This is a genomic window from Ilumatobacter sp., from assembly GCF_039969435.1.
GTDB lineage: Bacteria > Actinomycetota > Acidimicrobiia > Acidimicrobiales > Ilumatobacteraceae > Ilumatobacter_A.
Map to the genome: position 1 here is coordinate 426,675 of NZ_JBDVNU010000006.1, position 22,354 is coordinate 449,028.

17 protein-coding genes are annotated in these 22,354 nt (G+C 68.1%); 9 read left to right on the plus strand and 8 right to left on the minus strand.

Translation table 11 applies throughout. From position 1 onward, the window contains the following. Positions 1-67 precede the first annotated feature (67 nt). A complete protein-coding gene (locus ABJK40_RS02770) occupies positions 68-2,848 on the plus strand; it encodes a cation-translocating P-type ATPase (protein WP_348478080.1) in 2,781 nt (926 codons plus the stop codon). Between the two features lie 21 nt (positions 2,849-2,869). Here the strand turns inward: ABJK40_RS02770 and ABJK40_RS02775 are convergent, their stop codons facing one another. Continuing rightward, entirely contained in the window at positions 2,870-4,429 is a 1,560-nt protein-coding gene (locus ABJK40_RS02775; protein WP_348478079.1) for an MFS transporter, read from the minus strand. A gap of 22 nt (positions 4,430-4,451) precedes the next feature. Here ABJK40_RS02775 and murA point away from each other — a divergent pair, with 22 nt between their 5' ends. Beyond that, positions 4,452-5,795, plus strand: a complete 1,344-nt coding sequence (gene murA / locus ABJK40_RS02780; RefSeq protein WP_348478078.1) for a UDP-N-acetylglucosamine 1-carboxyvinyltransferase — start codon at positions 4,452-4,454, stop codon at positions 5,793-5,795. A gap of 22 nt (positions 5,796-5,817) precedes the next feature. On the opposite strand, the gene ABJK40_RS02785 is transcribed toward murA, so the two are convergent. Continuing rightward, a complete protein-coding gene (locus ABJK40_RS02785) occupies positions 5,818-5,979 on the minus strand; it encodes a hypothetical protein (RefSeq protein WP_348478077.1) in 162 nt (53 codons plus the stop codon). Between the two features lie 42 nt (positions 5,980-6,021). Between ABJK40_RS02785 and ABJK40_RS02790 the strand changes: the two genes are divergently transcribed. From ABJK40_RS02790 to ABJK40_RS02800, 3 genes are all read left to right on the plus strand, one after another. Continuing rightward, positions 6,022-6,303: a NifU family protein gene (locus tag ABJK40_RS02790; protein WP_348478076.1), complete on the plus strand. Its 282-nt coding sequence runs from the start codon at positions 6,022-6,024 to the stop codon at positions 6,301-6,303. Between the two features lie 129 nt (positions 6,304-6,432). Next, positions 6,433-7,392 (plus strand): methylmalonyl Co-A mutase-associated GTPase MeaB, encoded by a 960-nt coding sequence (gene meaB / locus ABJK40_RS02795; protein WP_348478075.1) that lies wholly within the window; start codon positions 6,433-6,435, stop codon positions 7,390-7,392. A gap of 160 nt (positions 7,393-7,552) precedes the next feature. After that, complete coding sequence (locus ABJK40_RS02800) at positions 7,553-8,329, plus strand: enoyl-CoA hydratase/isomerase family protein (RefSeq protein WP_348478074.1); 777 nt, start codon at positions 7,553-7,555, stop codon at positions 8,327-8,329. A gap of 45 nt (positions 8,330-8,374) precedes the next feature. Here ABJK40_RS02800 and ABJK40_RS02805 read toward each other — a convergent pair whose 3' ends face one another. The 3 genes from ABJK40_RS02805 to ABJK40_RS02815 all read right to left on the minus strand — a co-directional run bounded on the left by ABJK40_RS02805 (position 8,375) and on the right by ABJK40_RS02815 (position 13,435). After that, complete coding sequence (locus ABJK40_RS02805; RefSeq protein WP_348478073.1) at positions 8,375-9,604, minus strand: MFS transporter; 1,230 nt, start codon at positions 9,602-9,604, stop codon at positions 8,375-8,377. An 88-nt stretch (positions 9,605-9,692) separates the two neighbouring features. Beyond that, positions 9,693-12,185 (minus strand): alpha-glucan family phosphorylase, encoded by a 2,493-nt coding sequence (gene glgP / locus ABJK40_RS02810; protein ID WP_348478072.1) that lies wholly within the window; start codon positions 12,183-12,185, stop codon positions 9,693-9,695. 77 nt (positions 12,186-12,262) lie between these two features. After that, positions 12,263-13,435 carry a glycosyltransferase family 4 protein gene (locus tag ABJK40_RS02815; protein WP_348478071.1) on the minus strand — a complete coding sequence of 391 codons (1,173 nt, stop codon included), beginning with the start codon at positions 13,433-13,435 and terminating at the stop codon, positions 12,263-12,265. Between the two features lie 119 nt (positions 13,436-13,554). Here ABJK40_RS02815 and glgB point away from each other — a divergent pair, with 119 nt between their 5' ends. Continuing rightward, positions 13,555-15,456: a 1,4-alpha-glucan branching protein GlgB gene (gene glgB, locus ABJK40_RS02820; protein WP_348478070.1), complete on the plus strand. Its 1,902-nt coding sequence runs from the start codon at positions 13,555-13,557 to the stop codon at positions 15,454-15,456. A gap of 24 nt (positions 15,457-15,480) precedes the next feature. On the opposite strand, the gene galT is transcribed toward glgB, so the two are convergent. The 3 genes from galT to ABJK40_RS02835 all read right to left on the minus strand — a co-directional run bounded on the left by galT (position 15,481) and on the right by ABJK40_RS02835 (position 18,000). Then, positions 15,481-16,464 carry a galactose-1-phosphate uridylyltransferase gene (galT, locus tag ABJK40_RS02825; RefSeq protein WP_348478069.1) on the minus strand — a complete coding sequence of 328 codons (984 nt, stop codon included), beginning with the start codon at positions 16,462-16,464 and terminating at the stop codon, positions 15,481-15,483. 68 nt (positions 16,465-16,532) lie between these two features. Next, complete coding sequence (locus tag ABJK40_RS02830; RefSeq protein ID WP_348478068.1) at positions 16,533-17,573, minus strand: phosphatase PAP2 family protein; 1,041 nt, start codon at positions 17,571-17,573, stop codon at positions 16,533-16,535. A 43-nt stretch (positions 17,574-17,616) separates the two neighbouring features. After that, positions 17,617-18,000, minus strand: a complete 384-nt coding sequence (locus ABJK40_RS02835; RefSeq protein ID WP_348478067.1) for a hotdog domain-containing protein — start codon at positions 17,998-18,000, stop codon at positions 17,617-17,619. Positions 18,001-18,236: 236 nt separating this feature from the next. Between ABJK40_RS02835 and ABJK40_RS02840 the strand changes: the two genes are divergently transcribed. The 3 genes from ABJK40_RS02840 (at position 18,237) to kdpB (ending at position 22,354) form a co-directional block, all read left to right on the plus strand. Beyond that, entirely contained in the window at positions 18,237-18,410 is a 174-nt protein-coding gene (locus ABJK40_RS02840; RefSeq protein WP_348478066.1) for a hypothetical protein, read from the plus strand. Positions 18,411-18,506: 96 nt separating this feature from the next. After that, complete coding sequence (gene kdpA / locus ABJK40_RS02845) at positions 18,507-20,216, plus strand: potassium-transporting ATPase subunit KdpA (protein ID WP_348478065.1); 1,710 nt, start codon at positions 18,507-18,509, stop codon at positions 20,214-20,216. A gap of 17 nt (positions 20,217-20,233) precedes the next feature. Further along, positions 20,234-22,354 (plus strand): potassium-transporting ATPase subunit KdpB, encoded by a 2,121-nt coding sequence (gene kdpB / locus ABJK40_RS02850; protein ID WP_348478064.1) that lies wholly within the window; start codon positions 20,234-20,236, stop codon positions 22,352-22,354.

Below are 22,354 nucleotides of genomic sequence, written 5' to 3' on the forward strand. Positions count from 1 at the left end.
GCCAGTCCGAGTTCTGGGCGGAGAGACCTTCAGCGAACGTTGATCCGTGCGCTGAAAGGATTTCGCCATGCCCGAACTGAACCCCGAGACGTCCACGCCGCTCGCCGACCGTCCGACCGACACGTCGACGGTCGAATGGCACCGACTCTCCCCCGACGAGGCGCTCGAGCGTCTGGGTGTCACCGACGACGGTCTGACTGCGTCCGTTGCCTCCGAGCGACTGGCCGAGTACGGGACGAACGAACTGGTCGACACCGGGTCGAGCAGCCCCTGGAAGCTCATCTGGGAGCAGATCTCCGCGGTGATGGTGCTGATCCTGATCGGCGCGGCGTTCCTGTCGCTGCTGCTCGGCAAGTACCTCGAAGCCGGTGCGATCGGTGCCATCGTGATCCTCTTCACGCTGCTCGGCTTCTTCCAGGAGTACCGCGCCGAGCAGGCGATCGCCGCCCTCCGCAAGATGGCGGTGCCGATCGTGCGCGTCGTGCGTGACGGCCGCACCACCGAGGTGGCCGCCGGCGAACTGGTACCGGGCGACATCGTGCAGCTCGACGCCGGGTCGATCGTGCCCGCCGACGTCCGCTTGATCCAGGCGGCCAACCTGCGCGTCGAGGAAGCGGCCCTGACAGGTGAGTCGGAGCCGGCCGACAAGACGACCGATGCGATCGACGAGGACAGCCTCCCGCTCGGTGACCGACGCGGCATGGCCTACAGCGGCACGCAGGTGACCGCCGGTCGTGGTACAGGCGTGGTCGTGGCCACGGGCATGTCCACCGAACTCGGTCGCATCGCCACGCTGCTCCAAGGGGTGAGTGGCGAGGACACGCCGCTCCAGGCGCGTCTCGACAAGGTGGGCAAGCAGCTCGCCCTGGTCGGCGTGGGCGTGGCCGGTCTCGTGGTCCTGATGGGTGCGATCGGCGGAGAGGAGGCATCCGAACTGGTGTTGACCGCGATCAGCGTCGCCGTTGCGGTCATCCCCGAAGGCCTGCCGGCGGTGGTCACGTTCACGCTCGCGATCGGCTCGCAGCGGATGCTCAAGCGCAATGCGCTGATCCGCAAGCTGCCGGCGGTGGAGACGCTCGGCTCGGTGACGGTCATCTGCTCCGACAAGACCGGAACGCTCACCCAGAACCAGATGACCGTGACGATGCTCGACGTCGCCGACCACGACATCCTGATCGAAGCCGACGCCACGCCATCCCCCGAGGATCTTCCCGCCACCGCGCGGGCGATGCTGGGTGCGATGGTGCTGTGCAACGACGCGCAGGCCGACACCGACGAAGTCGGATCCCTGTCGCTGATCGGCGATCCGACCGAGACGGCGCTGCTGCAGTTGGCGGCCAACGCCGGTGTCGACGTCCCTGCCTTGCGCCAGCAGTTCTCCCGCGTGGCCGAGAATCCGTTCGACTCGGGTCGCAAGCGGATGAGCACCGTCCACGCGCCGCTCGACGGCCAGACGCCACTCTTCGCCGAACTTCCCCAGGACCAGCCGATCGCTTTCGTGAAGGGAGCGATCGACGGCCTGGTCGAGCGGGCGTCGGGTGTGTGGTCCGACGACGGGCCCGTCGACATCGACGACGAATGGCGACGGCGCATCATCGAGGCCAACGACCGCCTCGCGGCCGACGGTCGACGGGTGCTCGGCGTGGCGTACAGCACGTTCGGCGACCCCTCCGTGGAGCGTTCCCAGGGGGAACTCGCCGGTGAGGCCGAGGACGAACTCGTGATCCTCGGGCTCGTCGGGATGATCGACCCGCCTCGCACCGAGGTCCGCGACGCGGTGGCGGTGTGCCGTCGTGCGGGGATCCGGCCAGTGATGATCACCGGCGACCATCCGCTCACCGCGAAGGCGATCGCGACCGAACTCGGCATCTCGACCGACGACCGGGTCCTGACCGGCGTCGATCTCGACCGGCTGACCGATGCGGAGTTCGACGAGGCGGCATCCACCGTGTCGGTGTTCGCACGGGTGTCACCCGAGCACAAGTTGCGCATCGTCGGTGCGTTGCAGCAGCAGAACCAGGTCGTCGCGATGACGGGCGACGGCGTCAACGACGCGCCGGCGCTCAAGCGCGCCGACATCGGTGTGGCCATGGGCATCACCGGGACCGACGTGTCCAAAGAGGCGTCGGACATGGTGCTGCGTGACGACAACTTCGCCACGATCGTCGCTGCGGTCGAAGAAGGGCGGGTCATCTACGACAACCTCCGTCGCTTCGTCAGCTTCGCCGTGGCCGGCAACCTCGGCAAGATCATCGTGATGCTGGGCTGGCCGATTCCGTTCCTGATCGCTGACGGCGGGAGCCTGGAATCGTCGATCGCGCTGCTGCCGCTGCAGTTGCTGTGGCTGAACCTGATGACCGACGGCCTGCTCGGTCTGTCGATGGGCGTCGAGCCGGCCGAACAGGGTGTGATGGAACGGCCACCGCACAGCCCGGGAGCGAGCCTGTGGGCAGGCGGGCTCGGAGTCAGGACGCTGTGGATCGGTGCCGTGATCGGCGCAGTGTCGCTCGGCATCGGCTTCGCCTACGAGAGTGCCGACAAGGTCGAGTGGCAGACGATGATCTTCACCACCCTGGCACTGATGCAGGTCGCTCAGGCGATCGGCACCCGGTCGAACACCGAGTCGCTGCGTTCGATCGGCTTCTTCACGAATCCGCTGCTGCTCGCCATCGCCGGCTTCGTCACGGCCCTGCAGTTCCTGGCGATCTACACGCCGCTGCGCGAGTTCCTCGACCTGGAGACGCTCGGAGCGGTCGACATCGGGATCTGTGTTGCTGCCGGAGTGGCGCTGCTCGTCCTGCTCGAGATCGTCAAGGCGTTCGAGCGTCGCGGACGCTCGGTCGCCTGACCTGCGAGCTCGGGTTCGCGATCAGGACGTGACGAGGTCGATCGGGTCGTCCTCGGGGTTCAACGCCTCCAACTCCTGGTGCGCCGTCTCCGGATAGGCGGCGACCACGAGGACGGTCACGACGAGTTGGCCGATCGCCAGCACGCTCATGGTCGCTCCGTAGGACCAGCCGGCGTCGATCAGACGGCCGGCGAGGCTCAGGCCGCCGATGCCTCCGATCAGCGCCGACGCGGTCACGTAGCCGGTGGCACGCGTCCGATTGGCGGTGGGGAAGAGTTCGGTGCGGTACACGGTCATCGCCGGGTACACCGCCGAACCGAGAACGCCCGCCAGGAGTGAGAACCCCCACAGTCCGAGCCCACCGAACGAGAACGCAGCGATGATCGCGAGGACCGAGACGGGCAGCGCCACGCTGATCAACCGGCGGCGTCCGTGCCGGTCGGCGAAACGCCCGCCCAGGATGAGGCCGATGCCGGCCGGCGTGCCGACGAGGATCGAGAAGAGGCCGATCTGGCCGCCGCTGAAGTTGCGGACGTCCTCGAGGTAGGTGTTCTGGAAGAAGCTGGCCGGAGCGACGAAGACGTTGCCGGCGAACGCCACGGTGGCCAGGAGTGCGAAACGCTTGCGGTCGAGTCGAGGTGGCTTGCTGGGACGATCGACCCGAGCGGCCTCGGCGGCGAAGCGACGGGTCTCGGGGAGCCGTCGCATCAGGTCGACGGCCACCACGAGCCAGATCGCCGACACGAGATAGGTGAGGCGCCAACTGCCCTCGCTGATGTCGGCGAGGCCGAGCGACATCACGGCGACACCCGCGCCGAGCCCCGAGGCCATCGCGAGCACGCTGATCGCATACGCCCGGCTGTTCTTCGGCATCTCCTCGGCGGCGATCACGCCGATCACGAACGCCAGAGCGATGCCCATCGGTCGACCGAGTGTCTGGGTCGCGACGAGGAACGGGAAGTTCGGCGCCGCCGCACCGAGCATCGTGAGCATCGGTGCGAGGAACGCAACGGCGACCAGGACTCGGCGCCGGCCGATGCGGTCGGCGATCACCGCCGCCGGGAGCGCGAACACGATGCCGGCACGCACGATCGAGCCGGCGTCGCCCTTGGCGGTTTCGCTGATCCCGAAGTCGTCGGTCGCGAATCCGACGGTCTGGGTGAAGATCGTGTTGATGAACGCCGCCGACATCGACGCTGCGGCCAGCAGGCCGATCACGAGCACCTGGGTGGCGTCGACCTCGTCGGGTGGAGTCCACCAGCCCTTCGGTTTCAGTCTGCGGGACACGACCGCTCGGACCGGCGGGCCGAACAACCAGCCGAACCACGGGATCGCCAACCGATAGCGGGTCCGCTCGACGATCTTCGAGTGGCCGTCGGACACCGCAGGGAGTTCGACGGTGCGCTCGTATGTGACGAAGGGGCCGACACGCTGGGCGAACACGATCTTCTCGCCGTCACCGGTGAGAGTCCGCTCGACCTCCCGCTCGGAGATGAGATCGACTCGCTCGGCGCCGATGGTTGCGCGATGCTCGGAGTCGTTGGGCCACCGACGGGTCACCATGCGCCCACCTGGCTTCACGCCGGGAGCATACTGGTGGGCTGTGAACACGTCCGTCGACCCCCTCCACGATCAGTCCGACGTCGTGTCCGAACCCGCCTGTGACCGTCGCTCCGACCCTGGCTCCGGCGAGGAGACGATCCTCGTCCGTGGAAACGGCCCGCTGTCGGGCACCGTGTTCGTCCCGGGAGCGAAGAACTCCGTCCTCAAGTTGATGGCCACGACCATCCTGTGCGACGGTCCGCACGAACTGAGCAACGTTCCCGACATCGTCGACGTGGCGATCATGGGCGACCTCCTCGCGGCGATCGGCGTGGAGATGTCACGCCCCTCGCCCGGCGAACTCGTCCTGCTCAACACCGGCGACATCGTGCCGGTCGCCCCGTACGAACTGGTCGAGCGGATCCGTGCGTCGATCAACGTGCTCGGGCCGCTCCTCGCCCGGTGCGGCGAGGTGAAGCTGTCGATGCCCGGTGGCGACGACTTCGGTGCCCGCCCGATCGACATGCACATCGCCGGTCTCGAAGCCATGGGTGCCGAGTTCGAGTTCAGCGACGGGTACCTCCAGGCGCGTGCCGACCGTCTCCACGGCGCCGACATCACGCTGGACTTCCCGAGTGTGGGGGCGACCGAGAACCTGATGACTGCGGCGGTCCTCGCCGACGGTGTGACCACGATCGACAACTGTGCCCGCGAGCCCGAGATCTCCGACCTGTGCGAGTTCCTCGTGGCCATGGGCGCTCGGATCGACGGCATCGGCACGGCCACGCTCCGGATCGAGGGCGTCGACCAGCGTGACCTCCGTCCGGTGTCGCACCGCACGTGCCCCGACCGGATCCAGGCGGCCACCTACCTGGCTGCCTGCAGCGTGGCCGGCGGAGAACTCGACATCGTCGGCGCACGCGGTGACCAGATGACGATGCTGCTCGACCGGTTCGGCGAGATGGGCCTCGACATCACGGTGACCGACAGCGGCATCCACGTCGTGGCCGAAGGTCGCGCCCGTTCGATCGACATCGCCACGCTGCCGTATCCGGGCATCGCCACCGACTACAAGCCACTGGTCATCACGATGCTCGCCGTGGCCGACGGAGTCGGCATCGTCACCGAGAACCTCTACCCGGGCCGCTTCCGCTACGTCGAGGAACTCCAACGGCTCGGAGCCGACGTCCGCACGACCGGGCACCATGCGGTGGTGCGCGGGGTTCCCCGGTTGACGGGCACGCGAGTCAAGGCGCACGACATCCGAGCAGGCGCCGCGATGGTGGTCGCCGGCCTCGCTGCCGAGGGCGAGACGCGCATCTCGGGAGTGCACCACATCGATCGGGGGTACGACGATCTCGTGGGTCGCCTGCGCGCCGTCGGTGCGTCGATCGAGCGGGTCTGACGGGCGACGATTCGGGGTGTCGTCAGTCCGGATCGGAGCTGTTCGCGGTCTCCTCGGCGGCGGCGTCGACCCGCTTCTTGGCGAGCATCAGCAACCCGGCGATCGCGACGATCGGGCCGGCGATCAGCAGGGCCTCGTCCCATCCGCCCTGATGGGCGAGCAGCGCTGCGAGCGTGGCGATCACGTCATGGATCGTACGACCGCCGCTGATTGAATGGTCTGCGAGATGCGCGCACAGGTCGAAACCACCATCGAAGTGATCCGCCCCGCCCTCCAGGCCGATGGTGGGGACATCATCCTGCACGCGGTGAACGAGGAGACCGGCGTGGTCGAGGTGGAACTCACCGGTGCGTGCGTCGGCTGCCCCGCCTCCACCCAGACCCTCAAGGCCGGAATCGAACGGATCATGCGTGACCGTGTCGACGGCGTGACCGAAGTGATCGACATCGCCGCTCGCGATCTCGATGCCGCCATCGGCAACGGGCCCGTTCGCAGCCCTCTGGCCTGAGCCCGGGCGACCGTTCGACCGGCGCGTCCTCCTTGTCGGGACGTCGCACCGACTCGTCGTCGTCGAGTGTGGTCGTTGCGTCGTCTGATTGGGTCCGACCCCACTCGATCCGATTGACTCTGTAGCGATATGGCCCGCAAGCGACCGCCCGCTCCCGAACTCTTCCAGTCGGCGCTCGACGGTGATCGTGCATCGCTCGCACGCCTGTTGTCGCTGATCGAACGTGGTGACGACGAAGCGCGCGAGATCGGTCGACTCGCCTACCCGCTGTCGGGTGGCGGGTACACGGTCGGGCTCACCGGCGCGCCGGGTGCCGGCAAGTCGACGCTCACGTCGGCGATCATCTCCCACCTGCGTGCGATGGATCTGGAGATCGCCGTCCTGGCGATCGACCCGTCGTCGCCGTTCACGGGCGGAGCGATCCTCGGCGACCGCGTCCGGATGCAGGACCATGCGACCGATCCCGGCGTGTTCATCCGATCGATGGCCACCCGCGGCCATCTCGGCGGGCTGTCGCTCGCCACGCCCGAAGCGGTGCGAGCACTCGATGCGATCGGACGGAAGTGGATCCTCGTCGAGACCGTCGGTGTCGGGCAGGTCGAGGTCGAGGTGGCCGGCAAGGCCGACACCACGATCGTCGTCGTCAATCCGGGCTGGGGCGACAGCGTGCAGGCCAACAAGGCCGGGTTGATGGAGATCGCCGACATCTTCGTGATCAACAAGTCCGATCGCAAGGGTGCCGACGAGACTCGACGCGACCTGATGCAGATGCTCGACCTGTCGGACATCGCGCACGAAGCGTGGCGGGCACCGATCATCGACACCGTGGGGACCACGGGTGCGGGGGTCGAGGACCTGTGGAACACGGTGCTCGAGCATCGGGAGTTCTCCGAGTCGACCGGACTGCTGAAGGAACGCCGTACGTTCCGACTGCGCGAGGAACTCCGTGAGATCATCGCGCAGCGGCTCGGTCGCAAGGCCCGTCAGATCTGCACCGGCGATCGGTGGGACGAGTTGACCGACGAGGTCGCCGAACGCATCACCGACCCCTGGACCGCGGCCGACGAGATGCTCGCCGGCCTCGCCTGACCCGACCACCCGCCGTAGCGGTGAGTTCGGGTCGGGCTGGGTGCGAGGGAGTCTCACCGGTGGGGTGGGGACGGGGTTGGTGGTGAGTTCGGGTCGGCCTGGGTGCGAGGGAGTCTCACCGGACCGGGTGGTGGACGTCCCGGTCTGACAGGCTGTGACGATGGTTTACGAACTGCTCACGCTCGAACGACGCGACGACGGAGTGGCCGTGGTCACCTTGACCAACGGCAAGGTCAATCCGCTGTCACGGGAGCTGCTCGGCGAGTTGAAGCAGGCGGCCGACGACCTGGCCGCGGATCTGCCCGGCGCCGTGGTGATCACGGGCGGCGACCGGATCTTCGCCGCGGGAGCGGACATCTCACAGTTCGGTGGGCCTGACGAGGCTGCGGAGATCGGGCCGCTCTTCCACGATGCGATCGGTGCGTTCGCCGCGCTTCCGAGATTCGTGATCGCCGCGGTGAGCGGCTATGCGCTCGGAGGCGGATGCGAACTCGCATTGGGGTGTGACTACCGGATCGCATCCGAGCGAGCGGTGTTCGGTCAGCCCGAGATCCTGCTCGGGATCATCCCGGGAGGCGGTGGGACGCAGCGCCTCGCACGTGTCGTCGGTGCGTCGAAGGCGAAGGAGATGTGCCTGACGGGTCGGCAGGTGAAGGCCGACGAAGCACTGCGGATCGGTCTGGCCGACGAGGTCGTGGCTCCGGAGCAACTGCACGTCCGAGCGCTCGCGCTCGCGGGTGAGGTGGCCAGGGGTGCGCTCGTCGCGCAGGGCATCACCAAGCGACTGATCGACGACGGCATCGAGACGTCGCTCGACGACGGGTTGGCGATGGAGCGCGACGGGTTCGTCGAGGTGTTCCGATCCGACGACAGCCAGATCGGCGTGGCCAGCTTCCTCGAACACGGTCCGGGCAAGGCCACGTTCACCGGCCGGTGAGGCTGCTCGCCCACGCTCCCGCGGGACGCAGTTCGGAGTTCGATCTCAGATGGCGATGCGCTCGATCGGTCGCTTGAGTGACCAGGCATCCCTGGCGAGCCAGAGTCCGATCGCCGTGACGACGAAGATCGAACCGGCGATCACGCCGTAGGCCACGGTCCGACCGAACTCCTCGTAGACGAAGCCGGTCACCACGGCCATGATCCCGGCCATCAGAGCCTGGGAGGCGCCGAGCATCCCCTGTGCTCCGGCCTGGCGGTCCTGCGGGATGACCATGCCGGCGGCGACCCCTGCGGCCGAGATCGTGAGGCCGTCGGACAGCGCATGGCACATGGCGAGCGCGAAGATCAGTCCACCTGTGGGGAGCAGGCCGTAGCCCATCAGGAATCCGCCGCCGGCGAACAGCCCGATCGCCGCGAGTCTGAACGGCCCGAAGGTCTGGGCGAGACGGCCGCCGCGTGGACCGAGGAAGACGAGCGGCAGCGCGAAGAGCGTGATCCCGAGGTTCGCGATCCACTCGGACGTTCCCAGTTCGTCGTGCACGAGCGACCACAGGGCGTCGAAACCACCGATCATGATGAACGTGACCCCGGCCAGCACCGTCGCTCCGGCGAACGGTCGGATCCGCAGCAGGTCGAACGCCAGTCGCTTCTTGGGACGCAGGTGGGTCTCGGTCTCGTCGACCTTCACCCGCGCCACGAACGGCAGCAGCACCAGGGCGAACACGCTGACCACGACGAACGGCGAGGGGATCCCCGCAGGTCCGACCAGCACAGCGGAGATGGCGGGACCCATGGCGAAGCCGAACACGTCGGCCGAGAGCAGGCGACCGAGATTGCTCCCCAGGTTCTCGGGGTCGGCGAGGATCACGATGCGCCGGATCGCCGGGGTGGCTGCTCCCACCCCCAACCCGTTGATGATCCGCCCGATCAGGATGGGCAGGAGGCTCGTTCCGACCGCCATCAGCAGCAGGCCGGTGACGCTCACGAGCACCCCGACCACGACGACCTTGCGGGCGTGGCCACGATCGGCGAGCGGTGCGAAGACGATCTGGGAGACGAAACCGGCGAGGAACCCGATGCCGATGACGATCCCGATCTGGCTGCGCCCGATGTCGTACTCGCGCTGGTAGTCGTCGACGATGGTGAACAGCACGCCGTACCCGGCCGCGAGCGTGCCGTTCAGACCGCCGAATGCGAGCAGGATCGTCCACGACGACGGTCGGCCGTCGACCGGGGGAACGACGGGCACCCGTGTGTCTCGTCCCACGCTCATCCGAGGCGAGGCTACAGAGCTGTCATTCGGTGTCTGACACCGGATGACAGACGGGGGAGTTGGGGCGGGACGCCCTCGGACGGAGACCTCAGCCGAGCGTGACGAGGCCGGTTTCGACGGGGCTGCTGAGGGCCATGTGGAACGGCATGGCCCGCACGGCGACGCCCCAGGGGCCGGCACCGGTCGGTGTGAAGGCGCCGGTGAACCGGCCGGTGCCGTCGCCGGACATCGTGACCGTCTGCATCCGGTTGTCGTCGACCGCCCCCGACGGATCGAGGGGTCCGTGAACGATCTGGACGATGACCTCGTCGAGGCGCAGCTTTCCCGGGTCGACGGTTGCCGAGACGGTCCGTCGGTCGCCGGCCACACCGTCGTCGAGTTCGGATGCCGCATCGACGGCGACGGTCACCTTCGGCCACACGGAGGTGACGCCGTTTCGCCAGGCTGCGAGCTCGCGGGCGCACGCTGCGTCGTCGGCGACGGCGATGTCGGCACCTCGTGCCGCGGGTTCGTACAGCGCCGTCGTGTAGTCGCGCACCATCCGGCCGGCGATGACGTTCCAGCCCAGCGTGATCCAGTTGTCCTTGATCCGATCGATCCAGCCGTGCGGCAGGCCGTCACCGGCATCGTCGGTGGCGTAGTAGAGCGGGACGAGTTGCCGCTCGAGCACCTCGAACGTGGCGTTGGCTTCGCGCTGATCGCGCCGGACGTCGTCGTGGTCGTCCTCGAAGGACGGGATGTCGAATCCGTTGGTGCCGTTGGACATCTCGTCCCACCACCCGTCGAGGATCGAACAGTTGAGCACCCCGTTCAGTGCCGCCTTCATCCCGCTCGTTCCGCAGGCCTCCATCGGACGGCGCGGCGTGTTCAGCCACACGTCGCAGCCGTGGTACATCGTGCGCGCGACGCCGATGTCGTAGTCGGGGATCAGCACGAACCGGTGGCCGATGTCGGCGTCGCGGGTGATGTGGTGGATCTGCTGCATCAGCGACTTGCCGGGATGATCCGCCGGATGCGCCTTGCCCGCGAAGACGAACTGGACGGGACGGTCGGCGTCGAGCACCAAGGCCTTCAGTCGGTCGAGCTGTCCGAGGAGGAGGTTGGCGCGCTTGTACGTGGCGAAGCGACGCGCGAAGCCGATGGTGAGCACGTCGGGATCGAGGAGGTCGTGTCCGAGCCGGTCGCGGACGAGGTCGACGAGCTCCTGGCGACCCTGTCGACGGACCGACCAGATCGCGTGGTGGTCGATCTCGCGGATCCGTGAGAACTCGGACTCGTCGGCGAGGTGCCAGTGCTCACCGACCGCGCCCGAGAGGAGTTCGTCGACCCGGTCGCTCACCCAGGTGCGAGCGTGGACACCGTTGGTGATGTGGCCGATCGGCGTCTCGCCGACGGGGACGTCGGGCCAGAGACCGCTGAACATCTCGCGGGCCACCGAGCCGTGGAGAGCGGCGACCCCGTTGCGGTAGGAGGCGAGGTTGATCCCCATGACCGCCATGTTGAACTTGCCGTCGGGTTCGTCGGCTCGCTGACCGAGCGCGAACAGTTCGTCGAAGGTGATGCCGAGGAGCGGGGCGAAGTCGGCGAAGTACCGCTCGAACAGGTCGCGGGGGAAGCGGTCGATGCCGGCGGGGACCGGGGTGTGGGTGGTGAACACGCCGCCGGCACGCACCGCTTCGATCGCCTCGGTGAACGTGAGCCCTCGGTCGACCCATTCCCGCACACGCTCGAGACCGAGGAAGCCCGCGTGACCCTCGTTCATGTGGAACACCTGCGGCGCCAGGTCGAGCGCACGAAGCGCACGCACTCCACCGATGCCCAGCACGATCTCCTGACGCAGCCGGTGCTGCTCGTCGCCACCGTAGAGACGGTCGGTGATCGACACGATCTCGGGTGGGTTGCCGGGCACGTTCGTGTCGAGCAGGTAGAGCGCGATGCGCCCGACGTCGACGCGCCACACCTGCACCTTGGCCGTGACACCGGCGAGCTCGACCTCGACGACGACGCCGGTGGGCACGATGCCGAGAGCGTTCGGATCGATCGCCTCGTTGCGTTCCTCCTGCCATCCGTCGGCGTTCAACCGCTGACGGAAGTACCCCTCGGCGTAGAGCAGCCCGACGCCGATCAGCGGGATGCCGAGGTCGGAGGATGCCTTGAGGTGGTCGCCGGCGAGGATGCCCAGACCGCCCGAGTACTGCGGGAGTGCCTCGGTGATCCCGAACTCGGGGGAGAAGTAGGCGACGCTGCGCAACGGTGAACCGTCGGTGCCGGCGCGGTCGCCGAACCAGGTGCCGCCCTGCAGGGCGTCGTCGAGGCGTTGCTTGGCGTCTCGGACCTGGGCGACGAAATCGCCGTCGGTCGACAGCTGCTGCCAGCGGGCGGGATCGGTGCGACGGATGAGGTCGGTGGGGTGCTGACCCGTTCGCCGCCACGACTCGTCGACGGGTCGGCCGTCGATGCGGTCGAACACCGCAGCGAGCTGGCGATCCCATGCCCAGTGCAGGTTCGCGGCGAGCGCGGGGAGCACCGACAGCTCGTCGGGGATCTCGCTGGTGACGTTGAACTGGTGGGTCGGGCGCATCGTCCGGCGATCGTAACGCGGTCCGGATGAACAGGATTTCGGCCGTGTGAACGATTGCCGGAGGCGTGCCAGGGGTGTCAGCGCATGCGATGACCGGTCGCGTCGTCGTAGACGTGGACGACCGACGCGGCGATGGCTCCCCACGAGTACTTCGTCTCGATCAGCCGTTGGGCGTTCGTGGTCAGCTGCTGTGCGAGAGCCGGATCGCGCAGGACGAGTTCGACGCAGTCCGCCAGGTCGTCGGGGTTGCCGGGCTCGAAGGTGAGGCCGGCGTCGGTGTCGACGATCAGCTCGGCGAGTCCTCCGGTGCGGGCGACGATCAGGGGCGCGCCGGCTGCGAGCGCCTCGAGTGCGACCAGGCCGAACGGCTCGTACAGCGACGGGAGCACGACACATCCGGCCCGCTGGACGAGATGGCGCAGCGCCGCGTCATGGACGAAGCCGGGCAGTTCGATCAGGTCGCTCACGCCCTCCACGTCGATCTGGGTCTGCAGCTCGGGCAGGTAGCTCCCTCGACCTGCGATCACGCACGACACGTCCGGAACGCGATGGCGCAGCGTGGTCATCGCTCGGGCGAGGACCTGGAAGCCCTTCTCGTACTGGACCCGCCCCCAGGAGACGATCAACGGCTGGCGGTCGGTCGGCCGGTCGTGACCCGCCCAGAGCGTCGGATCGATCCCGTTCGGCACGCGCACCACCTGTTCGGGAGCGAGTTCGAAGGTGGAGACGAGTTGGTCGACCATGAAGCGCGTCGATGCGACGAGCCGGTCGGCGCGGAACGCGAGCCACCACTCGATGGAGTTGACGTCGGTCGGATCGCCTTCCGGGAGGTTGCCGCCGTGACGGACGCGTTCGGTGCCGTGCATCGTGAGGATGAACGGCACGTCGTGGTGCCGAGCGACGGTGTCGGCGGCCCAGCCGACGCGCCAGTCGTGACCGTGCACGATGTCGGGCCTCCAGCCCGAGAGCGGCGAGCCGGCATCGAAGACGGCCTGCGTCAGCGCATGGTTCGCTGACGCGGCGATCGCGAGCTGCCGATCGTCGGGAATGTGGGGGAGTCCGACGTCGGCCCGGAGAACTCGGACGCGTCCGACGTCCGCGACGGCGGGGTCGGGACGCCTCATGGCCGGGGTCAGGACGACGACGTCGTGGCCGGCGTCGGCGAGCGCCTGGCTCAGGCCGTGGACGTGGGCTGCATTGCCACCGGTGGAGCGCGGAGGAAAGTCCCAGCTCAGCATCAGCACGCGCACGAGCGGACTGTAACCCGCCTCGTGCGACGTCGACGTAGCTCGCACCGGGGGAAGACGAGAGCGACCGGGGTGGCCGCGTCGGCGCAGTGCGAACGGACGGCCGGGTACTGTGGGGCTCGATGCCGGGCAACGATCAGTACATCGGTGAACTCGACCTCCATCTGTTCGGGGAGGGAACCCATCGACGTCTCTGGGAGGTGTTGGGGCCGCAGCGTCCCGGGCGCGGAGAGCAGAAGTCGGCACCGACCTTCTTCTCGGTGTGGGCACCGAACGCGACCGCGGTCGCCGTCGTGGGCGACTGGAACGAGTGGCAGCCGGAGCCGATGACCCGAGTCGCAGGGACGTCGGGCATCTGGTCGGTGGCGAGCCAGGCTGCGACGGGCGACTGCTACAAGTACGAGATCACCACGGCGCAGGGTCGGACGGTTCGCAAGGCCGACCCGATGGCGCGCCGCACCGAGGCGCCGCCGAGCGATGCGAGCGTGGTGCCGTCGTTCGACGCGTTCGACTGGGACGACCACGACTGGATGGCTGCCCGCAGCAGCACCCTCGAGGGCGAGACGCCGATGCGTGTCTACGAGGTCCATCTCGGTTCGTGGCGACGCGGCGTCGACGACTGGGATGCACTCGCCGAACAGGTCGGCGAGCACGTGGTACGTCTCGGGTTCACGCACATCGAACTGATGCCGATCGCCGAGCATCCGTTCGGAGGTTCGTGGGGGTACCAGGTGTCGGGCTACTACGCCCCCACCGCCCGCTTCGGGGATCCCGACGGCTGTCGCCGCTTCGTCGATTCGATGCACCGCCGTGGCATCGGCGTCATCGTCGACTGGGTGCCCGCTCACTTCCCGAAGGACGAGTGGAGCCTCGGCCGATTCGACGGAACGGCGCTCTACGAGCACGCCGACCCGCGCCGCGGTGAGCACCCCGACTGGGGTACGTACGTCTTCGACTTCGGCCGCAACGAGGTCCGCAACTTCCTCATCGCGAACGCTCTGTACTGGCTCGACGAGTTCCACGTCGACGGGCTGCGCGTCGACGCGGTCGCGTCGATGCTCTACCTCGACTACTCACGCAAGCAGGGCGAGTGGATCGCCAACGAGCACGGCGGCCGCGAGCACCTCGAGGCGATCAGGTTGATCCAGGAGACGAACACCGTCGTCGGCGACGAGTTCCCCGATGTCCTGATGATCGCCGAGGAGTCGACGGCGTGGCCCGGCGTCACACGACCGGTGTCGGAGGGTGGTCTCGGCTTCAGCCACAAGTGGAATCTCGGCTGGATGCACGATTCGCTCGGCTACATGGAGCACGACCCGGTCCATCGTGCGCACCATCACAACGAACTGACCTTCGCGCAGATCTACGCGTACAACGAACGTTTCGTGCTGCCGCTCAGCCACGACGAGGTGGTCCACGGCAAGGGCAGCCTGCTGAACAAGATGGGCGGCGACGACTGGCAGAAGTTCGCGGGCCTGCGCACACTGTTCGCGTGGCAGTGGGCGATGCCCGGCTCACCGCTGTTGTTCATGGGTGCCGAACTCGCACCGTGGCAGGAGTGGAACGTTGCGACGGGCCTGCCGTGGCACCTCCTCGACCATCCGTCGCACCGCGGCGTCCACGACGTACTCGCCGAGATGAGTCGATCGGCCGACGCCTTCCCGGCGCTCTGGCGGCGCGACTCCGACCCCGCCGGCTTCCAGTGGCTCGACGCGGACGACGCCGCTCATTCGATGTTCGCCTTCCTCCGCTGGGGCGACCACGGCGCCGACGCCGTGGCGTGCATCGCGAACTTCACGCCGGTCCCGCGGCCTGGCTACCGGGTCGGCCTTCCCTGGAACGGGGAGTGGGAACTCGCGCTCGACACCGACGCCGCCGCATGGTGGGGGAGCGGCCACCGCTCGCTCGGACCCGTCGTCGCCACCGACCACGAACCCTGGCAAGGGCAACCATCGAGCGCCCTCCTCGACATCGGCCCCATGAGCATGGTCTGGTTGGCAGGAACCCGACCTCCCTCGACCTGACTTCGGTGAGGTTCGAGCGACCCTCTAGACGGGTGCGCTGACCGAGCGCAGTGTGGCTGCGGCCTGTTCCGGCGCGACGATGTTGATCATCACGCCGGTCCCGCGTTCGAAACCGGCCTGCGTGGTGATCTGTGGCCAGATGTGCAGGTGCCAGTGGTAGTCGCCGCTGTGCTGGTGCGGGGCCGTGTGCAACCCGAGGTTGAACGCCACGTCGCCCAGCGCCTTGTTCAGGTGTGCGACGGCGTCGCGGAGCGCGATCCCGACAGCGGCGAGCGATCGATCGGAGGCGTCGGGGAGGTGGGCGTGCTGCTCGCGGGGCACGATCAGCATCTCGTAGGGGACGCCGCTGGCCCACGGACAGATCACCACGACGTCGTCGTTCTGGATGACGACACGGTCGTCGTTGGCGAGTTCGGCGGCGATGGTCGTCTCGAGGAGTGACCCTCCCGCGAAGCGTGCGAAGGCGCGTTCCTCGTCGAGCACTTCGCTCGGAACGAACGGCAGACCGAGGATCTGGCCGTGCGGGTGCTCGACCGATGCGCCCGCCTCGCGACCGTGGTTGACGATCACCTGCGTGTAGCGCACGAACGGCAGCGCCGCGTGCTCGGCGAGGCGACGCTTGAGGACCTGCATCAGTTGCGTCGCGTGCTCGTCGTCGAGTTCGTGGAGCGCACCCTGGTGGTCGGCGGCGTAGACGAAGACCTCGTGGATGCCGCTGGCCTCCGCCTTGACGTGGACCGGCCCGATGTTGTGGACCGCGAACGCGTCGTCGCCGTCGAACGCGGGATACCGGTTGGGGATGACGCGCATCGACCAACTCCCGTCCTCGTCGATCGTCTCCAACGCCGGCGGGGTCTCCTCCTCGTTGCCCGGGCAGAAGGGGCAGGGGCGGTCGAGGTTGTAGTCGTCGCTGGGATCACGGGGTGCGAAGTCGCTCGGCCGCTCGGCGCGGTCCGGCACGATCGTCACCCAACGCCCGTTGAGAGGGTTCAGACGCATCTGGCTCATTGCGATCCAGGTTACGACCCCGAACGATCACATGCGTGGCACAGCGTGCGGGCGGGAGTGGCGGAGAGTCAGCCGGGCGGACGCGGCGGGTCGGGCGCCGATGCGTCGTCGACCAGCGGGCGGCGATGTTCGTCGTCGTAGTCGCCCTGGACGTCGTCGATGATCTCCGAGGCGACCGAGCTCAACCGGAACCGCTTGGGTGCCTTACCGGAGCGTTCGGTGAGCATCGTGTTGAGCAGGTCGCGTCGGTCGAGCCGGTTCTGGTTCCAGCGGTGGAAGCCCCACCCGATCAACGCGCCGACGGAGAAGACGAGCAGGCCGCCCGCTCCATCCAGCCAGAAGTGGTTCGCCGTGACGATGATGCAGAAGAGTGTCGCCAGCGGATACAGCAGCACGGCCGCTCGGGTCCACCTGCGGCGCAGCAACGGCCAGACCGCGAGGGCACACCACGTCGACCAGCCGATGTGCAGGCTGGGCATGGCTGCGTACTGGTTCGAGATCGACGCGACCTCGTCGGAGTCGAAGCGCCAGGGCCCGCCGTACACGCTCAGCGTGTCGACGAACCCGAATCCGTTCGTCCCGTCGAAGGTCAGTTCGGGGCCCGGGCGCAGCTCACTTTCGACACATGCACCGCCGAATTCGACGGTGTTGGCGCCGGGGCACGGCTGGTCGAGCAGGCGCGGGGGCATCAGCGGGAAGAACGCGAAGCCGATGATCGCCAGCGCGGTCATCGCCGCCAACGTGTTGCGCCACTGCGGGAACACGTCCTTGCGTTTGAAGAAGAGGACGATGAACACCGCCAGCGTGACGAAGAAGTGGAACGTCCCGTAGTAGACGTTCCAGAACTGGATGAACCAGCGCTGGGCGAGGAACAGCTCCTGAATGCTCTCCTCGTGGAACAGCCCCATCGCACGCTCGATCCGGATGATCCGCTCGGCGTTGTGGAATGCGGCCTGGGGAACGCCGTCGTCGGCGATCGTGTTCGACCCGAACCGGTTCCGGATCCACGAGTACACGACGTAGAACGCGATGACGATCGCCGCTTCCTTCCACCAGTGGAGGCGGTGGACACGTGGGGGCGCGTCGGGCGGTGCGTTCCCCTCGCTCATCGAGCCAACTGTAGGCGGGTGGATCGCCGAGCTGTCGGTCGGTTCAGGCGGAGCAGCACTTGTCGAGGAACGTCGAACGATCCACGACGGCGCGGGTGATCTTGCCGGCTGCGACGAGGCCGCCGGAGTCCGACACCGACACGGTGAACGTGAGGCGTCGGCCGTCGATCTTGTCGAGTACGGCATCGGCGGTGACCGACGCACCGACCGGTGTCGGCTGGAGGTGATCGACGCGGATCCGCATCCCGATCGAGCAGTGGTCGGCGTCGAGGGCGCCGTTCAGTGCGGTCATGGTGGCCTCCTCGCACAGCGCGATCAGCCGGGGTGTACCCAGCACGTCGACGTCGCCCGATCGCATCGCCGACGCCGTGTCGACCTGCTCGACCACCAACGTTGCCGACCCGCGCATGCCCGTCTCCACCGTCACGGCTCGTGACGCTAACGCGAGCCGAGGCCGGAGCCACGGTGGTGCGCACACGCGGAATGGTCACGGAGCGGGGGAGGAGCCCGCGGAGCACGGTCTCGGCCCTCTCGCGAGATCCGTCCGTGCCGACTCACACGGCGACCTCGCCGCGTGTGATTCGCGTCAGGATCGGCCATCGGGCCGCAACGAGGTCGTCAGGAGCCGAGCGGACGGTGCCGGCGCCGTGTTGGATCGCATCCATGAACGACGTGATCTTCTCCCTCGTGTTCGCCGGGTTCATGGCGGTCGCCTTCGCCTACGTGCGACTCTGTCGGGCGATCGTCGGAGCCGACGGCGTCGGCCAGGCAGTCGGAACGACGGGCGACACGTCACCCGCCGACGTCGCCGCCCGTGACGAGGTGGTGGCGCGATGATCGGCGCCGCGTACGACAACGGGGTGGGACTCGTGGTGGGCGTCCTCCTCGTCGTCCTGATGGTGGCCGTGCTGATCGCCCCGGAGCGGTTCTGACGTGCCCGCCGCCTCGATCGTCGAACTCGTCCTGTTCGCCGCGATCCTCGCGGTCCTGGTCCCGCTGACCTCGCGTCACCTCGCCGCCGTCCACTCGGGAGGACCGACCGCCGGCGAGTGGCTGTTCGGTCCGATCGACCGGGCGGTCTACCGGATCTGCGGGATCGACCACACCCGCGAGCAGCCGTGGACGGCGTACCTCCGCTCGCTCCTCACGTTCAGTGTCGTCGGCTTCGTGTTCCTGTACGTGCTGCTGCGGACGCAGGGGTCACTCGTGGCGAATCCGAACGGACTCGGGTCGGTCTCGCCCGCACTGGCCTTCAACACTGCGGTCAGCTTCGTGACCAACACGAACTGGCAGGCCTACGGCGGGGAGTCGACGATGTCCAACCTCACCCAGATGGTCGGACTGACGGTCCAGAACTTCGTGTCGGCGGCCGTCGGCATGGCCGTCGCCGTGGCCATCATCCGGGGGATCTCCCGGGCTCGTGCCGACACGATCGGCAACTTCTGGGTCGATCTCACCCGGTCGCTCACCCGCATTCTCGTGCCGATGGCGATCGTGGGAGCCGTGGTGCTGGTCGTCACCGGCGTCGTCCAGAACCTCTCGGGCAACACCACCGTGACCACCCTGGAGGGCGGGCTGCAACGGATCCCCGGCGGACCCGCCGCGAGTCAGGTGTCGATCAAGCAGTTGGGCACGAACGGCGGCGGGTTCTTCAACGTCAACTCCGCCCATCCCTTCGAGAACCCCAACGGGTGGTCGAACCTGGTCGAGTACGTGATGATCCTGCTGATCCCGCTGTCGTTCCCGCTCGCCTACGGACGCATGGTCGCCGACCGCCGCCAAGGCCGGACGCTGCTCGCCGTGATGTGCACGATCCTGCTGACCGCCACCGGTGTGGCCACGCTCGCCGAGGCGGGTGGCAACCCCGCCCTCGATGCACGAGGCGTCGATCAGTCGATCTCGTTCGACCAGGGTGGCGGCAACCTCGAAGGCAAGGAGGTCCGCTTCGGCTCGACCACCTCGGCGGCGTGGGCTGCTGCGACGACGAACACGTCCAGCGGGTCGGTCAACTCGATGCACGACAGCTTCACCCCGCTCGGTGGCGGCATCGCGCTGCTCTCGATGCTCCTGGGCGAGATCAGCCCGGGCGGTGTCGGCGTCGGCTTCATGGGCCTGTTCGTCTACGCCCTGCTGGCGGTGTTCATCGCCGGTCTGATGGTCGGTCGCACACCCGAGTACCTCGGCAAGAAGATCCAGGCCGCCGAGATGAAGCTGATGATGCTGTACCTGCTCGCGATGCCGGTGGTCGTGCTCGGCCTCGCGGCGGTCTCGGTCGTCTGGGCATCTGCCCGTGAGTCGATCCAGGACGGGGGTGCGCACGGACTCACCGAGGTGCTCTACGCCTACGGATCGGGCGGCAACAACAACGGTTCGGCGTTCGCCGGATTCGCCGCCGACACACCGTGGCACAACGGGGCGATCGGGGTCTCGATGCTGGTCGGCCGGTTCTTCCTGATCATCCCGGCCGTCGCCCTCGCCGGATCGTTGGCGGCCAAGCCGAGGGTGCCCGAGTCGAGCGGCACGTTCCCGACGCACGGGCCACTGTTCGGCGGCCTCGTCGTGGGAGTCGTCGCGATCATCGCCGGCCTCACCTTCTTCCCGGCGCTCGCGCTCGGACCGATCGTCGAACACCTCTCACTGTGATGGACGGAGCAGAAACCATGATCGACCAGACGACCATCCAACCCGTGGACCAGGATGCCGGCGAACCCGTACGCGCACCGGGCGACGGCGGCCGTGAGCGACACCCGCTCCCGACCCGCTCGATCTTCGACCCCGCCATCGTCGGCCCGGCGATCGGTGACGCCGTGCGCAAGCTCGACCCCCGCGAGCTCATCCGCAACCCGGTGATCTTCGTCGTCGAGATCGGCAGTGTCCTGTGCACCCTGATCTTCCTGCGCGACCTCGGCGACGACACCGACGTCGTGGTGTTCAACGGCCTGATCTCGGTCTTCCTGTGGCTGACCGTGCTCTTCGCGAACTTCGCCGAAGCGATGGCCGAGGGGCGCGGCAAGGCCCAGGCGGCCAGCCTGCGTGACGCGAAGAAGGAGACGATGGCCCGACGACGCAACGACGACGGTGACGTCGAGGACATCGCGTCGAACGACCTCCACATCGGCGACGAGGTCGTCGTCACGGCCGGTGAGGTGATCCCCGGCGACGGCGACATCGTCGAGGGCATCGCCACGATCGACGAGTCGGCCATCACCGGTGAGTCGGCACCCGTCGTACGCGAGTCGGGCGGGGATCGCTCGGCGGTCACCGGTGGCACGACGGTGCTGTCCGACGAGATCGTCGTGCGGATCACGGCCGAGCCGGGCTCGACGTTCCTCGACCGGATGATCTCGCTCGTCGAAGGCGCCGAGCGCCAGCGCACGCCCAACGAACTGGCGCTCTCGATCCTGCTCGCAGGGCTGAGCATCGTGTTCCTCGTCGCCGTGGTGACGCTCCAGCCGTTCGCGATCTTCTCCGGTGCCGAACAGGACGTGGTCGTGCTCGTCGCACTGCTCGTGGCCCTGATCCCGACGACGATCGGCGGTCTGCTGTCGGCGATCGGCATCGCCGGCATGGACCGCCTGGTCCAGCGCAACGTGCTCGCCAAGAGCGGGCGTGCCGTCGAAGCCGCCGGGGACGTGTCGACGCTGCTGCTCGACAAGACGGGCACGATCACCTACGGCAACCGTCGAGCGGTCGCACTCGTCCCCGTGCACGGAGTGACCCTCGACGAACTGGCCGATGCCGCCATCGCGTCCAGTGCCGCGGACGAGACCCCCGAGGGCCGCTCGATCGTCGCGTTGGCGACCGGCGAACTCGGTCGACCCGAGATCACGCTGCCGGCCGACGCCGAACTCGTCGAGTTCACGGCCCAGACCCGCATGTCGGGTGTCGACCTGCCCGACGGTCGACGGTTGCGCAAGGGCGCAGCAGACACCATGCGCGTCCACGTCGACGCGATGGGCGGGGCGACGCCGCCCGAGTTGACCACCGCCGTCGACGAGATCTCCCGATCCGGTGGCACCCCGCTGGTCGTGGTCGACGGTGACCGGATGCTCGGCGTGGTGCACCTCAAGGACGTGATCAAGGAGGGCCTCGTCGAGCGGTTCGTGCAACTCCGCGAGATGGGGATCCGGACGGTGATGATCACCGGCGACAACCCGCTCACCGCCGCCGCCGTCGCCAAGGAAGCAGGTGTCGACGACTATCTCGCCGAGGCCACACCGGAGGACAAGCTCGCCCTGATCCGCAAGGAGCAGATGGGCGGCCGACTGGTCGCGATGACCGGCGACGGGACGAACGACGCCCCCGCACTCGCCCAGGCCGACGTCGGCGTCGCGATGAACACCGGCACGCAGGCGGCGAAGGAGGCCGGGAACATGATCGACCTCGATTCCGACCCGACGAAGCTGATCTCGGTCGTCGAGATCGGCAAGCAACTCCTCGTCACCCGCGGCGCCCTGACGACGTTCTCGATCGCGAACGACGTCGCGAAGTACTTCGCGATCATCCCGGCGATGTTCGCCGGTGTGCTCCCGGCGCTCGACGAACTGAACCTGATGGACCTCCAGTCGCCACGTTCGGCGATCATCTCGGCGGTCGTCTTCAACGCGCTGGTCATCGTCGGGCTGGTCCCGCTCGCACTGCGCGGGGTCAAGTTCGTCGCGGCCGGCGCTGCGGAGGTCCTGCGCCGCAACCTGTTGATCTACGGCCTCGGCGGCCTCGTGACACCGTTCGTCTTCATCAAACTCATCGACGTCGTCGTCTCGGCACTGGGAGTCTCCTGA

What these genes read in the sequence shown, in the direction of transcription:
- ABJK40_RS02770 (WP_348478080.1), top strand. Translation starts at nt 68, where the DNA reads ATGCCCGAACTGAACCCCGAGACGTCCACGCCGCTCGCCGACCGTCCG.
- ABJK40_RS02790 (WP_348478076.1), top strand. Translation starts at nt 6,022, where the DNA reads ATGCGCGCACAGGTCGAAACCACCATCGAAGTGATCCGCCCCGCCCTC.
- meaB (WP_348478075.1), top strand. Translation starts at nt 6,433, where the DNA reads ATGGCCCGCAAGCGACCGCCCGCTCCCGAACTCTTCCAGTCGGCGCTC.
- ABJK40_RS02800 (WP_348478074.1), top strand. Translation starts at nt 7,553, where the DNA reads ATGGTTTACGAACTGCTCACGCTCGAACGACGCGACGACGGAGTGGCC.
- ABJK40_RS02805 (WP_348478073.1), bottom strand. Translation starts at nt 9,604, where the DNA reads ATGAGCGTGGGACGAGACACACGGGTGCCCGTCGTTCCCCCGGTCGAC.
- glgP (WP_348478072.1), bottom strand. Translation starts at nt 12,185, where the DNA reads ATGCGCCCGACCCACCAGTTCAACGTCACCAGCGAGATCCCCGACGAG.
- glgB (WP_348478070.1), top strand. Translation starts at nt 13,555, where the DNA reads ATGCCGGGCAACGATCAGTACATCGGTGAACTCGACCTCCATCTGTTC.
- galT (WP_348478069.1), bottom strand. Translation starts at nt 16,464, where the DNA reads ATGAGCCAGATGCGTCTGAACCCTCTCAACGGGCGTTGGGTGACGATC.
- ABJK40_RS02830 (WP_348478068.1), bottom strand. Translation starts at nt 17,573, where the DNA reads ATGAGCGAGGGGAACGCACCGCCCGACGCGCCCCCACGTGTCCACCGC.
- ABJK40_RS02840 (WP_348478066.1), top strand. Translation starts at nt 18,237, where the DNA reads ATGAACGACGTGATCTTCTCCCTCGTGTTCGCCGGGTTCATGGCGGTC.
- kdpB (WP_348478064.1), top strand. Translation starts at nt 20,234, where the DNA reads ATGATCGACCAGACGACCATCCAACCCGTGGACCAGGATGCCGGCGAA.